This is a genomic window from Kitasatospora sp. MAP5-34, assembly GCF_029894335.1.
Taxonomy (GTDB): domain Bacteria; phylum Actinomycetota; class Actinomycetes; order Streptomycetales; family Streptomycetaceae; genus Kitasatospora.
This window is the reverse complement of sequence record NZ_JARXZC010000041.1, coordinates 32,016-45,222: the sequence shown is the minus strand read 5'-3', so window position 1 is coordinate 45,222 and position 13,207 is coordinate 32,016. Positions and strand designations below refer to the sequence as shown.

11 protein-coding genes are annotated in these 13,207 nt (G+C 72.6%); 7 read left to right on the top strand and 4 right to left on the bottom strand.

All coding sequences use genetic code 11. The annotated features are described in order from the left end of the window. Positions 1-187: 187 nt before the first annotated feature. The gene (locus P3T29_RS26960; RefSeq protein ID WP_280719242.1) at positions 188-3,193 is read right to left on the bottom strand and encodes an AAA family ATPase; all 3,006 of its coding nucleotides are present in this window, start codon (positions 3,191-3,193) and stop codon (positions 188-190) included. A gap of 331 nt (positions 3,194-3,524) precedes the next feature. On the opposite strand from P3T29_RS26960, the gene P3T29_RS26955 reads away from it, so the two are divergent. From P3T29_RS26955 to P3T29_RS26940, 4 genes are all read left to right on the top strand, one after another. Then, positions 3,525-4,475 (top strand): terpene cyclase, encoded by a 951-nt coding sequence (locus P3T29_RS26955; RefSeq protein ID WP_280719241.1) that lies wholly within the window; start codon positions 3,525-3,527, stop codon positions 4,473-4,475. Between the two features lie 258 nt (positions 4,476-4,733). Continuing rightward, positions 4,734-6,257: an aldehyde dehydrogenase family protein gene (locus P3T29_RS26950; protein WP_280719240.1), complete on the top strand. Its 1,524-nt coding sequence runs from the start codon at positions 4,734-4,736 to the stop codon at positions 6,255-6,257. A gap of 1 nt (position 6,258) precedes the next feature. Beyond that, complete coding sequence (locus tag P3T29_RS26945) at positions 6,259-6,675, top strand: DUF779 domain-containing protein (RefSeq protein ID WP_280719239.1); 417 nt, start codon at positions 6,259-6,261, stop codon at positions 6,673-6,675. 154 nt (positions 6,676-6,829) lie between these two features. Beyond that, the gene (locus P3T29_RS26940; protein WP_280719238.1) at positions 6,830-7,153 is read left to right on the top strand and encodes a nuclear transport factor 2 family protein; all 324 of its coding nucleotides are present in this window, start codon (positions 6,830-6,832) and stop codon (positions 7,151-7,153) included. A 7-nt stretch (positions 7,154-7,160) separates the two neighbouring features. On the opposite strand, the gene P3T29_RS26935 is transcribed toward P3T29_RS26940, so the two are convergent. Further along, entirely contained in the window at positions 7,161-8,429 is a 1,269-nt protein-coding gene (locus tag P3T29_RS26935) for a serine hydrolase domain-containing protein (protein WP_280719237.1), read from the bottom strand. Positions 8,430-8,484: 55 nt separating this feature from the next. Here P3T29_RS26935 and P3T29_RS26930 point away from each other — a divergent pair, with 55 nt between their 5' ends. Then, positions 8,485-8,988, top strand: a complete 504-nt coding sequence (locus P3T29_RS26930) for an NUDIX domain-containing protein (RefSeq protein WP_280719236.1) — start codon at positions 8,485-8,487, stop codon at positions 8,986-8,988. On the opposite strand, the gene P3T29_RS26925 is transcribed toward P3T29_RS26930, so the two are convergent. Next, the gene (locus P3T29_RS26925; protein WP_280719235.1) at positions 8,970-9,590 is read right to left on the bottom strand and encodes a cytochrome b/b6 domain-containing protein; all 621 of its coding nucleotides are present in this window, start codon (positions 9,588-9,590) and stop codon (positions 8,970-8,972) included. The genes P3T29_RS26930 and P3T29_RS26925 overlap by 19 nt on opposite strands. Next, a complete protein-coding gene (locus P3T29_RS26920) occupies positions 9,574-10,227 on the bottom strand; it encodes a molybdopterin-dependent oxidoreductase (RefSeq protein WP_280719267.1) in 654 nt (217 codons plus the stop codon). Before P3T29_RS26920 ends, P3T29_RS26925 begins: the two co-directional genes overlap by 17 nt. 171 nt (positions 10,228-10,398) lie before the next feature. Between P3T29_RS26920 and P3T29_RS26915 the strand changes: the two genes are divergently transcribed. Next, positions 10,399-11,184: a TetR/AcrR family transcriptional regulator gene (locus P3T29_RS26915; protein WP_280719234.1), complete on the top strand. Its 786-nt coding sequence runs from the start codon at positions 10,399-10,401 to the stop codon at positions 11,182-11,184. A 110-nt stretch (positions 11,185-11,294) separates the two neighbouring features. Further along, a complete protein-coding gene (locus P3T29_RS26910; protein WP_280719233.1) occupies positions 11,295-13,187 on the top strand; it encodes a hypothetical protein in 1,893 nt (630 codons plus the stop codon). The last annotated feature ends 20 nt before the right edge of the window (positions 13,188-13,207 follow it).

The window sequence follows — 13,207 nt, the reverse complement described above, 5'->3', positions numbered from 1 at the left end:
CCTGTCGCCGTCGGAGGCCAGCCTAGCCCGGCCGGGCCGACCTCCGGCTCGTAGCGACGCCCGCGCGCCCTTGCTGCGCCTCACGATCCCTGCCGCACGAACCGCACTTCACCAACCGCACTTCACGAACCGTGCTTCAGGAGCCGCACTTCAGGAGCCGTGCTTCACCGTCCGACGCATCCGAACCTCACGCCCCGTCATCGCTCCCGTCATCGCTCTCGCCGTCGGGCTCCGGGGCGTCCGGCTCCGGGGCGTCGGTCAGCCCGAGCGCCGCCGCCAGGCCCTCGGGGCCGGTGCCGGCCTTGCGGTGGACGGCGGCGAGGCGCCGGTGGACCAGGCTGAGTTCGAGGTCGAGCCGCTCCGCGATCCGCTGCGGCGGGACGCCCTGGACGGCCAGCTCGGCGACGGCCCACTCGGGCTGGCTCAGCGCGTCCCGGCTGACCGTTCGGAGCCGGTTGGGCCGCAGACCCGAGGTCGACAGCTCCCTCCTGGTCCGGGCCACCAGGCTGTCGGCGCCGCAGTGCTGGGCCAGTTCCATGCCCTGGTAGAGGTGCTCGGCGGCGTCCGCCGAGCGGCCCGCCCTGCGCAGCGCCGAGCCCAGGTCGACCAGCGCCTGAGCGAGTTCGTACCCGGCCGGGGACTGGGTGAGCGAGCCGACGGCCTCCTCCAGCAGCTCGACCGTGCGCGGCCCGTCCCAGACCGCCGCCTCCTGGCGGAGCGCGGTGCCGATCGCGGAGGCCGAGCCGAAGACGCGGGCCCGTGCGACGGCGTCCGCCGCGACCTTGCGGGCCTCGTCGGGCTGGTCCGGAGCGAGGGCGAGCGCCAGGTGTCCGACCCACGGTGCCCAGACGGGGTTGTGCCAACCCCGGTCGTCCAACTGCCGGCCGACCTCCCTGAGGACCGTGACCGCACCCTCGTGGTCGCCCCGGGCCAGCAGCAGCTTGCCGTACAGCGTCGGCGCGTCGGGCAGGACCATCGCCGTCGGGTGGAACGGCGGGGCGAAGCGGTACGTCTTGCAGAGCTCCCAGGCCTCGTCCACCCGGCCCCGGGCGAGCAGGGTGTCCGCCAGCACGCCGACGATGTCCCACTGCAGCGGGATGTCCGGGGCGATCCGCTCGGAGAGCCGCAGGCCACGGCGGAGGAAGTCCTCGGCCTCGGCCAGGAAGCCGCGCCGGAACCGGACCAGGCCCATCAGGAAGTACGCGAACCCCAGGTGCGCACCGCTCCAGCCGGCGATGTCGAATTCGAGGATGGCGTCGGAGAAGAGCTTCTCCGCGCGGGCGAGTTGGTCGGTATAGGTGTACGAGAGGCCGATGATGGCAGGCAGTTCGAAGCCCCACATGGCGTTCCGCCACCCGAGTTCCTGCGGCAGCCGACCGTCGACCAGTGCCTCCTCCACCAGGCCGAGGATGCGGCAGACCGGCTCGCCGCGCAGGGTGAGGTCCCAGGCTCGCATCGCCAGTACGGCGCGCTCGGCCGACTCCTTGCCCGTGAGGCTGGCGTAGAGCTCCTTCAGCGCGCGGGAGCGGCCGGGGCCGTCCTCCTCCTCGCGCTGCCACGCCGTCCACATGAACTGGGCGGCTCGAAGCCGGAGTTGACCGAGCCCCGGCGGGGTGCGGTCGGCCTCGATCCGGCAGGTCTCGGCGGCGGCGAACAGCTCGCCCGAGTGGGCCAGCACCTCGGCGAGCCGGGTGATCGCGTCGATCCGGCGCTCCGGGTCGAGACCGTCCTCCAACTCGAGTGCCAGGCGCAGCTGGTTGACGGTGGCGGCGGGGTCGGTGAGCAGCGCGGCGCAGCCGGCCTCGTACAGCACCTCGGCGCGGTCGTCCTCGTCCGGCGGTTCGATGAGGGCGCGTTCGAGGCAACGGTAGGCGGCGTCGGGCGCGCCGATCGCCAGGTGCTCGACGGCGGCCTTGCGCAGCTTGCGGACGATCTCGTCGTCACCGTCGGGGTGGGTCTCCAACAGGTGCCGGGAGGCTTCCAGCAGTGTGCCGCCCGTGTTCTCGATGGCCATTGCGGCGATGCCGTGCATGCCGGTCCGGGTGGCGGGCGGGATGGACTGGTAGATCGAGGTGCCGATCAGCGTGTGGACGAAGTCCAGCTGGCCGTAGGGGCTGTCCTTGAGCACCCGGTGCCTGCGCAGCTGCCGGACGGACTCGGCGGCCTCGGCGGGGCCCTGGGCGCAGATGTTGGCCGCGAGGCTGTGCTTGATGTCGGTACCGAGCAGCGCGGCGGCCCAGGCGAACCGCAGCGTGTTGGGGCCGAGCTTCTCCAGCCAGTACTGATGCGTCATGCCCTTGGCCGAGGCGGCGAGATCGTGCAGCTGGGGCGAGTTCTCCTCGGTCGGCTCGAGGGCCTGCTCGCGGATCTCGCGCAGCAACGCCTCGGTGTCGTACGGGCTGCCGCCGGTGATCGCCCAGACCTGGCGACAGAACTGGTCGTCGGCCGCGCCCAGCTCGGCGCGGACCAGCTCGGCGACCGAGTCGGGGTTGAGCGGGCGCAGCACGTGCTTGCGAGCCGCCTGGCTCTCGATCTGCTGCTGGAAGCTGCGGGCCTCTTCGGCGAACTCGCCGTCGCGATAGGCGAAGACCAGCAGGACCGGCAGGTGCCGGGCCCGTACGGCGAACGAGGCGAGCCAGGTGAGCGACTCCTGGTCGGCCCAGTGCAGGTCGTCGACCACCATCACCAAGGGGGCCCGGCGCGGCGCGAGTTGGAACAGCACGTAGTCGAGACCGTCCCGGACGCCCTGCGGGTCCAGTGGCTCCATCTCGCCGGAGGGCGGGACCAGGCCGATCGCCGGGCCGACGATGCCGTACCAGTTGCCGAAGACCTCGCCGCGCTCGGTCTCGGTCAGCGCGCCGAGCACCGGGAGCAGCAACTGCCGCAGTACGTGGAAGGGTTCCTTGATCTGCCGCTCGCCACCCCGGCCGGAGAGGACGGTGCACGGCTCGCGCAGCTTGGCCAGCCGCCGGATCTGGTCCAGCACCGAGGTCTTGCCGTGCCCAGGTGGGGCGGCGAAGAGTAGCAGCTCCCCGATCTCGGTGCCACCCGCCGCGAATTCGCGGCAGAGCTTGGTGAGTGACTGTTCGCCCGAGCGGAGCTCGTCCTCACGCTCGTGCAGCGGTGTCGCGCGGGCGGTATCGTCCTGGCCGTACTCGCCCTCGCCCTGCAGCTCGCTCCGCTGTTCGGCCATGCCGCGCCTCCGCCTCGTCCGTTGTCTGCAGGCGACCTTAGCGCCGCACACGCCCCCATGTAGGGCGTTCACGCAGGCCGGAGTGCGAGTCCAGGGTTCGGAGCGGACGCCAAGGGCAAATGCCCTGGTACGCCTGACATCTGATGATCAGATCGGATAATCTTCGGCCCGCGGGATCGAAGATGATCTTTGTACGCAACACGGAACAGCGCGCACGGAAAACGACCGCGCGGGACGGTCCCGCAGCACGACGCGACTCGTCAGATCGCCTACGCACAGCAAGGAACCGCACCAACGTACAGCACCAATCCTCAGCAGCGCCGGGAGTCCGATGTCCGACGACACCTCACTTGAGCTTCCGTTCCCCTACCGCCGCAACCCCCACCAGGCCCAGGCCGCCACCCACCACCAGGAATGGCTGCAACGGCATCGCGAACTGGCCGCCGGAACAGGCGAGTTCACGTACGCGCACTGGGAGGTGGCCGAACTGGCCGCCCTGAGCTACCCCGACTCCTCCCCCACCGACCTCGGGCTGGCCACCGACCTCCTGGGCTTCTACTTCCTCTTCGACGACCAGTTCGACGGGCCGCTCGGCCGCAGACCCGAGCAGGTCGCCCGGATCTGCGAGCGGCTCGGCGCGATCATCCACGGCGCCCGCACCGACGGGAACTCGCCCGTCGAACGCGCCTTCGCCGATCTGTGGCGGCGAAGTGTCCAGGGCATGTCAGCCCGTTGGCGTGCCCGCGCAGCCTACGACTGGGAGTGGTACTTCGCCAGCCACCCATCGGAGGCGGCCGGCCGGAACTCCGGGCAACTACCGGACCGTCAGAGCTATCTGATGCTGCGTCGGGGAACTGCGGCGATGGAGACCATTTTCGACATGATCGAGCGGCTCGGCCGCTTCGAGGTGCCGCAGACCGTCCTGCACCACCCGCTCCTCCGCCAACTGCGCCAACTCGCCGCCGACATCCCGTCGCTGAGCAACGACGTCCGCTCGTACCCGCTGGAGGCACCGCGCGGCGACGTCTGCAACCTGGTGCTGATCGTCCAGCAGGAGCGCGCCTGCTCGGCCGAGGAGGCCTGTTCGGTGGTGATCGCCGAGGCGCAGCTGATGGTCGACCGCTTCGCCGACCTGACCGCCGAACTCCCCGACGTCTACCGCTGGCTGGAGCTGGACGAACCCCAGCGCCAGGCCGCCCAGCGCTACGCGGACGGACTGGCCCGCTGGCTGGCCGGCTACCTCTACTGGGAGCGCCGGACCGGGCGCTACCGAGCCGCGTAGCGGCTCCGCCGGGCCGGCGGCAGGGGCCCGGGTCGCGCGGGGAACTGTAGGGCAGGGGGCTGCAGGCCGCCGCCTTCCGGTTTCGCGCACGCGGTTCATCAAGCAGAGCCCCGCGCCCCTTGCCGGCGGCCGGCGTGAACAAGTCCTCACAGAACGTAGCGGCGGCGCGGATCGGGAGTTAGGGTGCAACGCGGGGATGACCTCACAAGCTGAGCATCTGTCAGTTCCCTTCCGCCCGCAGCGAGGAGACACCTGAGCATGACGGTCTACCAGCCTCCCGGTCAGCCCGGCAGTGTCGTCGACATCCGCCCCCGGTACGAGCACTGGATCGGCGGCGAGTGGGTCGCCCCGGTTCGCGGACAGTACTTCGAGAACCCGACCCCGGTGACCGGCCAGGTCTACTGCGAGATAGCGCGCGGCACCGCCGAGGACATCGAGGCCGCGCTCGACGCCGCGCACGCCGCCGCCCCCGCCTGGGGCCGGACGTCCCCGGCCGAGCGGGCCCAGGTGCTGCTGCGGGTGGCCGACCGGATGGCCGAGCACCTGGAGGAGCTGGCGGTCGCCGAGAGCTGGGACAACGGCAAGCCGGTGCGTGAGGCGCTCGCCGCCGACCTGCCGCTGGCCATCGACCACCTGCGCTACTTCGCCGGCGCGCTGCGGGCCCAGGAGGGCGGCCTGACGCAGCTCGACGACGACACCGTGGCGTACCACTTCCACGAGCCGCTGGGCGTGGTCGGGCAGATCATCCCGTGGAACTTCCCGCTGCTGATGGCGATCTGGAAGCTCGCACCGGCGCTGGCGGCCGGCAACGCGGTGGTGCTCAAGCCCGCCGAACAGACGCCGGTCTCGATCCTGCTGCTGATGGAGCTGACGGCCGACCTGCTGCCGCCGGGCGTGCTGAACGTGGTGAACGGCTTCGGGGTGGAGGCCGGCAAGCCGCTGGCCTCCAGCCCCCGGATCCGCAAGATCGCCTTCACCGGCGAGACCACCACCGGGCGCCTGATCATGCAGTACGCCAGCGCCAACCTGATCCCGGTCAGCCTGGAGCTGGGCGGCAAGAGCCCCAACCTGTTCTTCGCCGACATCGCCGCCGAGCAGGACGCCTTCTACGACAAGGCGTTGGAGGGCTTCGCGATGTTCGCCCTGAACCAGGGCGAGGTCTGCACCTGTCCGAGCCGGGCGCTGATCCAGTCCTCGATCTACGACCGCTTCCTCGGCGACGGCCTGGCCCGGGTCCGCGCGATGCGGCAGGGCAACCCGCTGGACACCGACACCATGGTCGGCGCGCAGGCCAGCAACGACCAGCTGGAGAAGATCCTCTCCTACATCGACATCGGCCAGGCCGAGGGCGCCAAGGTGCTCGCGGGCGGCGAGCGGGTGGACCTCGGCGGCGAGCTGTCCGGCGGGTACTACGTCGCGCCGACCGTCTTCGAGGGCGACAACAGCATGCGGATCTTCCAGGAGGAGATCTTCGGCCCGGTCGTCGCGGTGACCCGTTTCGACGGCTTCCAGGACGGCATCGACATCGCCAACGACACCCTGTACGGGCTGGGCGCGGGCGTCTGGAGCCGGGACGGGGGCGTGGCGTACCGGGCGGGTCGCGCGATCCAGGCCGGACGGGTCTGGACCAACTGCTACCACGCCTACCCCGCCGGCGCGGCGTTCGGCGGTTACAAGAACTCCGGGATCGGCCGGGAGACCCACAAGGCGGTGCTGGAGCACTACCAGCAGACCAAGAACCTGCTGGTCAGCTACTCGCCGCAGGCGCTGGGGTTCTTCTAGGATGCCGCTCCCACAGCCGCAGCCACCTGCCGAACCGCTCTCCCAGGTCGCGGTGACGCCCGAGGCGGCGGAGCTGCTGCGCCGCCTCGCCGCCGAGCACGGGCCGCTGATGTTCCACCAGTCCGGCGGCTGCTGCGACGGCTCCGCGCCGATGTGCTACCCGGCCGGCGAGTTCCTCACCTCCGAGGCCGACCACCTGCTCGGCGAGCTGACAGTGGACGGGCTCGGATCCGTCCCGGTCTGGATGGCCCGGGACCAGTACGCGTACTGGTCCCACACCCACCTGACCATCGACGTGGTGCCGGGCCGGGGCAGCGGCTTCTCCCTGGAGACACCGACGGGCCTGCGCTTCCTCACCCGGTCCCGGTTGCTGACGGACGAGGAGGCAGCGGCGCTGCAAGGCTCCGCCAAGAGGTAACCGGTCAGCCAAAATCAGGGGCGCGGGGCTCTGTCGGTGGCTGAGCAAGTGCCTATTAGGCCCTGCGGAGCAGCAGGGCGTGCAGCGCCAAACGCATCGTGCGACGGTGCGAGAGGCCGCAGCCCTGCGCCGCCCCTCAGGAGGAGGACAGTAGATGACCATCGCCAACGACCGACTCTCCGACCCGACCGTCCGCTCGCTGGTAGCCGCGATCAACGCCAACGACCGGGAGGCCTTCATGGCTCTGCTCACCCCGGACGCGACGATGTCCGACGACGGTACCGAGCGCGAGTTGAAGAGCTGGGTCGACCGCGAGATCTTCTCCTCGCACGGGCACCTCGAGGTGCAGTCCGAGTCGGACGGCGGGCGGGCCCTGGTCGCCGACTACCGCAACGACACCTGGGGCGAGATGCGCACTGCCTGGCGATTCACCGTCGTCGGCGACCGGATCAGCCACTTCGCGACCGGCCAGGCCTGACGGTTCGTCAGAAATGCTGCAGGCAGCGCCGGACGGCCGCGATCAGCGTGCGGGACCGGATGTCCCCCGTCACGCCCGGCTGCATCCCGTTGGTCACGTAGCCGAAGCCGATGCCCAGGTCCGGGTCGGCGAAGCCCAGTGAACCGCCGCGACCCGGGTGGCCGAACGCGGCCGGGGAGGACATCGGCGAGGTCGGGCCGTGGCGGAAGAAGCCCAGGCCGAACGAGGTGTTGACGATCAGGACCCGGTCCGGGCCGCTGACGGCCGGCCCGACCGCCTCGCGCAGCAGCTCGGGGCCGAGCAGCGGCTCGCCGGGCGCGCCTCCGTGGCTACCGGCTGCGCCGATCAGCGCCGCGTAGAAACGGGCGACCGAGCGGGCGGTGCCGATACCGCCCGCTCCGGGGATCTCGACGGCCTGCACGGCCGGGTCGTTGAGGTCCAGGGCGGGCCGCACGGCGGCGAACGAACGGGCCGTCAGCGAGCTGTGGTCCTGGTAGGCGTTGACCACGGCCGGGCGGGGGCGCACCTTCATCCCGTTCGGGCCGAGCTGGGCGGCCTCGGGCGCGGGCAGGTCGACCAGGCGGCCGACCCTGGGCCGGGCTGCGGCCGGGAGGCCGATCCACAGGTCCAGGCCGAGCGGGCGGGCGATCTCCTCGTCGAAGTACCGGCCGACGCTGCGCCCGCCCGCCCGGCGGACCACCTCGCCGACCAGCCAGCCGAAGGTGTACGGGTGGTAGCCGTGCGCCGTGCCGGGCTCCCAGGCGGGGGTCTGGGCGGCGACGGCGGCTGCGGCCGGCTCCCAGGCGATCACGTCCTCGACCCGGAGCGGTACGTCCAGCGCGGGCAGTCCGGCCTGGTGCGAGAGCAGCCACCGGACGGGCACCCGCTCCTTCCCCGCCGCCTTGAACTCGGGCCAGTAGGAGGCCACCGGCGCGTCCAGGTCGAGCTGCCCGCGCTGGACCAGGTGCAGCGCGGCGGCGGCCGTCAGGCCCTTGGTGACGGAGCGCAGCACCTGCGCGGTGTCGGCCGTCCAGCCGACGGCGGGCGCGGGCCGCCCACCGACCTCCGGCCGGGCGTCGCCGCCCCACAGGTCGACCACCTTGCGGCCGTCCAGGTAGAGCGCGAAGGCCGCGCCGAGTTCGCCGTGGTCGCGGAAGTTCTGCGCGAAGGCCGCTCGTACGGGCTCGAAGCCCTCGGCCGTCCCGCCCCGGATCTCCACCACGTCATGCCGCCCTCTTGCTCGCCCGTACACCCCTTGGAACGATAGTCGGCTCATCAGACCGATGCCGATTGGGTAATCGCTCAGGTGCCGCTTGGGTAGCGTCTACTGCATGACGAACCCCGCCGAAGAGCTGCTGGACGTGGTGGACGCGCAGGACCGGGTACTCGGCACGGCCACCCGTGGCGAGGTGTACCGGCAGGGTCTGACCCACCGTTGCGTCTTCATCCTGGTCCGCGACCCGCACGGCCGGATCTTCACCCACCGCCGCTCCGACACCAAGCTCTTCGCGCCGGGCGCCTACGACTGCTTCGTCGGCGGCGTGGTCGGCGCCGGGGAGACGTACGCGAGCGCGGCGGTGCGGGAGGCCGAGGAGGAGCTCGGGGTGAGCGGCGTCGAGCCCGTCCGGCTGTTCAAGTTCCTCTTCGAGGAGGAGGGGCTCTCCTGGTGGTGCGACGTGTACGAGGCCGTCTGGGACGGCCCGGTCTCGCCGCAGGTCGAGGAAGTCGGCTGGCACGACTGGCTGACGGAGACCGAACTCGCGCAGCGGCTCACGGAGTGGGAGTTCGTCGCGGACGGCCGTGAGGCGTACCGGCGTTACTCGGAGTCCCGGTAGGGCTCCCAGTTCGGGTGCTCGCGGGCCGCCCAGGTCTCGTCCACGCTGCCGGTGCGCAGCCCGCGCCGGGACTCCGGGTCGTTCATCGCCATCCGGATGTGACCCACGATCACCACGGCCAGCGCGAGCGTCAGCCAGTCGTGGACGAAGGTCGCGCCGGTGCGCCAGACCAGCGGGGCGAGGTGGGTGAACCACATCAGCAGCCCGGTGCCGATCATCACCAGCACCGCCCCCGCCGTCCACGAGGCGTAGAGCTTCTGGCCCGCGTTGAACTTGCCCGCCGGGCGGCGGTACGAGCGGCGGCGCACCGCGCGCAGCCACTCGCGGTCGTAGGGGGCGAAACGGTTCAGCCGGGAGAGGTCGGCCCGGAACGCGCGGGAGGCCAGCCCGAGCAGCACCGGCACCGGCAGGGCCAGCCCGCACCACTCGTGCACCGTCACCACCAGCCTGCGCCGGCCCACCAGTTCGGAGAGCGGCGGGTAGTAGAGACAGGCGGCCGTCACCAGGCAGACCAGCATCAGCGCGCCGGTGACCCGGTGGATCCAGCGCTCGGCCGGGGTGAACCGGGGGACGCGCCCCGAGGTGTCAGCCGGTCGGGGCATCGTCGCGCCCGTTCGAGCGGCCGACCCAGGCGTCGACGTCATAGCCGTAGTTCTCCCAGTAGCCGGTCTGGACGGTGGGGGTGAGGGTGATGCCCGAGAGCCACTTCGCGGACTTGTAGAAGTACATCGGCGCGACATACAGCCGCACCGGGCCGCCGTGCGCGTGGTTGACCGGCGCGTCCTGCATCTTCAGCGCGACCAGCACGCCGTCCTGCCGCGCCTGGTCGAGGGTGAGGCTCTCGGTGTAGGAGCCGTCGAAGCAGCTGAACCGGACGGCCGTCGCGCCGGACTGCACCCCGGCGGCGTCCAGCAGGTCGGCCAGCGGCACCCCTTCGAACGGGGTGGCCGGCACCCGCCACCCCGTGACGCACTGCACGTCGTGGACGATCCGGCGCTGCCGCATCGCCTGTAGGTCGGCCAGCCGGTAGGTGACCGGGTGGTCGACCAGGCCGTCGACGGTGAGCGTGTAGTTCGCCGCCGTCCGGGCCGGCACCGAGTCCACGATCGAGTAGTACCGGAACCCGCCGCCACCCGGCAGCAGCCCGGTCAAGCCCGTCGGGTCCTGGCTCGTCACGCTCTCCACGCCGCGTTGCAGATACGGCCCGGCGGCCACTCCCGCCGCACCCAGCCCCAGCATGCCGAGCACCACCCGGCGCCCCACGGGTGGTCCGGCCGGTCTTCCAGCTGAATTGCTCACACCGTGATTCGACCAGCTCAGCGCCGCCGTGACCAGGCCCGGGGGGCCACCGTCAGACTTTCGTCATCTTCGCCACCCTGGTCCGGCCGGGGAGCCCGATAGGGTGACGCCATGGCTTCCCGTACGCCGCCGGTCACGGACCGCCCCGAGGACGACCGAGCCCGTACCGGACGGGCACCCCGGCGCAGACTGAGTGTGGACGAGCGGCGGGAGCAGCTGATCGCGGTCGCGCTGGACCTCTTCGCCCGCCGCCCGCCGGAGGAGGTGTCGATCGACGACATCGCGGCCGCCGCCGGTGCCTCCCGGCCGCTGGTGTACCACTACTTCCCGGGCAAGCAGGCGATCTACGAGGAGTCGCTCCGCCGCGCCGGGCAGGAGCTGGCGGGGCGGTTCGAGGAGCCGGCCGAGGGTCCGCTCTCCGAACGGCTGTACCGGGTGATGGGCCGCTACCTGGACTTCGTGGACAGCCACGGGCCCGGCTTCGCGGCGCTGCTGCGCGGCGGGTCGGTCGCGGCGAGCCCCGGCACGACTGCGGTGATCGACGAGGTGCGGCGCGCCGCGTACGAGCAGATCCTGCTGCACCTGGCCCTGGCCGAGCCCGGCATCGGGGTGCGGCGCACCGTCCGGGCCTGGATCGCCAACGCCGAGATCACCTCGCTGGAGTGGCTCGGCGAGCGCGGTGTCCCCCGCGCGGAGCTGCAGCTCCAGCTGGTGCAGGAGTTCGTCGCGGCACTGACCCTGACCGCCGCCCGGGAGCCCGCGCTCGCGCTCGAGCTCGCGGACTTCTTCGCGGCGGAGAGCCCGGACGGCCCGACCGGACGGCTGGTCCGCGAGCTGAGCGGCCTGCTCACGGTCCCCGGGCTGGTGGAGACGGTCGGGCGGCTGGCCGCCGGGTAGCCTCTGGTGTGCCGGGGTGTCGCTTGTTTCTGATAGAAAATGGACAGCATTTCAGCACTTCAGGCTATGACAGCACTGCAGGCTTCGGAGCGAGGGGGGCTCAGCACACCATGACTCAGGACAGTTTCGCGGGCGCGGAGCGGATCGGGGCCACGCTCGACGTGCTGGCCGACGCACTGCTCGACGAGCGGGCGTCGCACTACCCCGCCGGCTCGCTGAGCGCATTCCGCCGGCCGGGCCACCCGGCGGCCGACGCGCTCTTCGGCCTGCGGATCAGCTCCCTCGGCCCCGGTCTGCTGACGGTGCGTGGACTCGGTACCGTCATCGAGGGCAGCACCCTCCGACAGGCCGACAGCGGTACCGGCGACGGCGCTGCGGCCGAGCTGCTGGCCCGCTACGGCGGCGGCGCGGTGCTCGGCGTGGCCGGAGCCGCGGCGGCCCGGCAGTTCCAGCTCCCCGTCGTGCCGGAGACCTCCGCCGCCGGGCTGCGCCCGTCCTTCCCCGCCGTACTCGCCGAGCTGGCCTCCGGGCGCGACACCGTCGCACCCGACGAGTTGGCCACCGGAGCCGGTGTCGAGGCGCGCCTGGTGGTACCCCCCGTCTTCCACCCGCTCACCACCCGGGGCTCCGGCGCCGCGCGCACCGAACACCTCGCGGAGGTCGCCGAGGAGTTGTTCGCCGGCGGCGACGCGCAGTCCCGCAAGGACTGGGCCGTGCTCTCCGCCCTGCTGGCCGAGCCGTCCGGCTCCGCCGGCGTGGTCTTCGCCGGGATCGCGGCACTGTCGGTGGACGGCCGGCCGAGCCACGCCTCGCTGGTCGTCTCGCTGGCTTCCTCCCGCACTCCCATCACGCAGCTCGCCACCGAACTGGCGGACGCCCGCGCCGAGGCGGAGGTGTGGACGGTGCTGCTGCCGTCGGGCCCGGCCGTGGTGCTGGTCGAGGGGCGGACGTCCCCGGTGCCGGCCGCGCTGAGCCACGACGGTACGCGGCGCTGGGCCGTGAGTTCGGTGGCGCAGGCGTTCCTGCCGCTGCCGGACGGCGCCTCGGTGCTGACCGTCCAGCTCGGCACCCTCCAGTCGGAGGACTGGGAGCTGTACACGGGGGCGTTCGCCGAGATCCTCAAGAGCGTCCAGCTCGCGTGGGACGGCGTGACCGCCACCGAACCTGCCGCCGCACCGGCGCCCGTCGAACCGTATGCGGAGCCGTACGCAGCACCGCCGATCCCGGTACAGCCGATCCCCGTCCAGCCGGTGGCGGCACCGCCCGTGCCGTCGTTCCCACCCGCGCCGCCGGTCGCCGCCGCGCCGCCGCAGCAGCAGCAGCCGAAGGGCACGCCGGTCGCGGTCCCGCCGGCGGACTTCAACCCGTTCGCGCCCCCGGCCGCTCCCGTACCCGCCCAGGCCGCCCAGGCTGTGCCGCAGCAGCTCAAGGGCACGCCGGTCGCGGTGCCGCCGGCGGACTTCAACCCCTTCGCCCCCCCGGCACCGCCGGCCGCCGGGACGACCGCCGGCAAGGGCACCCCGGTCGCGGTGCCCCCGGCGGACTTCAACCCCTTCGCGGCCAGTTCTGCCCCGGCCGCGCCCGCCGCCCCCGCCGCTCCGGCGGCACCCGCCCCCCAGCAGGCCGTCGTCGACCCGTTCGGCACCGTGACCAAGGACGTCCCGAAGGACCCGTTCGGCACGGTGGCGGCACCCACCGCCGGCACCCCCGCCTTCGCCCCCGCCCCGGTGGCGGCCCCGCCCGCCCCGGCGCAGCCCCCGACTGCGGGCAAGGGCACCCCGGTCCGGGTACCCCCGGCGGACTTCAACCCCTTCGCGCCCCCGGCACCACCGGCCGCCGCAGCCGCCGAAGAGGCGCCCCCGGCTGCGGGCAAGGGCACCCCCGTCCGGGTACCCCCGGCGGACTTCAACCCCTTCGCCGCCAGCTCCGCCCCGCCCGCTCCTGCCGCACCCGCTGCCCCGCCGGCCGCCGCCGAGCCGGCCCGGAACAACCCGTTCGGGTGACCGTGCGCTGCGCCTGACGG

What these genes read in the sequence shown, in the direction of transcription:
- P3T29_RS26960 (WP_280719242.1), bottom strand. Translation starts at nt 3,193, where the DNA reads ATGGCCGAACAGCGGAGCGAGCTGCAGGGCGAGGGCGAGTACGGCCAG.
- P3T29_RS26955 (WP_280719241.1), top strand. Translation starts at nt 3,525, where the DNA reads ATGTCCGACGACACCTCACTTGAGCTTCCGTTCCCCTACCGCCGCAAC.
- P3T29_RS26950 (WP_280719240.1), top strand. Translation starts at nt 4,734, where the DNA reads ATGACGGTCTACCAGCCTCCCGGTCAGCCCGGCAGTGTCGTCGACATC.
- P3T29_RS26945 (WP_280719239.1), top strand. Translation starts at nt 6,259, where the DNA reads ATGCCGCTCCCACAGCCGCAGCCACCTGCCGAACCGCTCTCCCAGGTC.
- P3T29_RS26940 (WP_280719238.1), top strand. Translation starts at nt 6,830, where the DNA reads ATGACCATCGCCAACGACCGACTCTCCGACCCGACCGTCCGCTCGCTG.
- P3T29_RS26935 (WP_280719237.1), bottom strand. Translation starts at nt 8,429, where the DNA reads ATGAGCCGACTATCGTTCCAAGGGGTGTACGGGCGAGCAAGAGGGCGG.
- P3T29_RS26930 (WP_280719236.1), top strand. Translation starts at nt 8,485, where the DNA reads ATGACGAACCCCGCCGAAGAGCTGCTGGACGTGGTGGACGCGCAGGAC.
- P3T29_RS26925 (WP_280719235.1), bottom strand. Translation starts at nt 9,590, where the DNA reads ATGCCCCGACCGGCTGACACCTCGGGGCGCGTCCCCCGGTTCACCCCG.
- P3T29_RS26920 (WP_280719267.1), bottom strand. Translation starts at nt 10,227, where the DNA reads ATGCTGGGGCTGGGTGCGGCGGGAGTGGCCGCCGGGCCGTATCTGCAA.
- P3T29_RS26915 (WP_280719234.1), top strand. Translation starts at nt 10,399, where the DNA reads ATGGCTTCCCGTACGCCGCCGGTCACGGACCGCCCCGAGGACGACCGA.
- P3T29_RS26910 (WP_280719233.1), top strand. Translation starts at nt 11,295, where the DNA reads ATGACTCAGGACAGTTTCGCGGGCGCGGAGCGGATCGGGGCCACGCTC.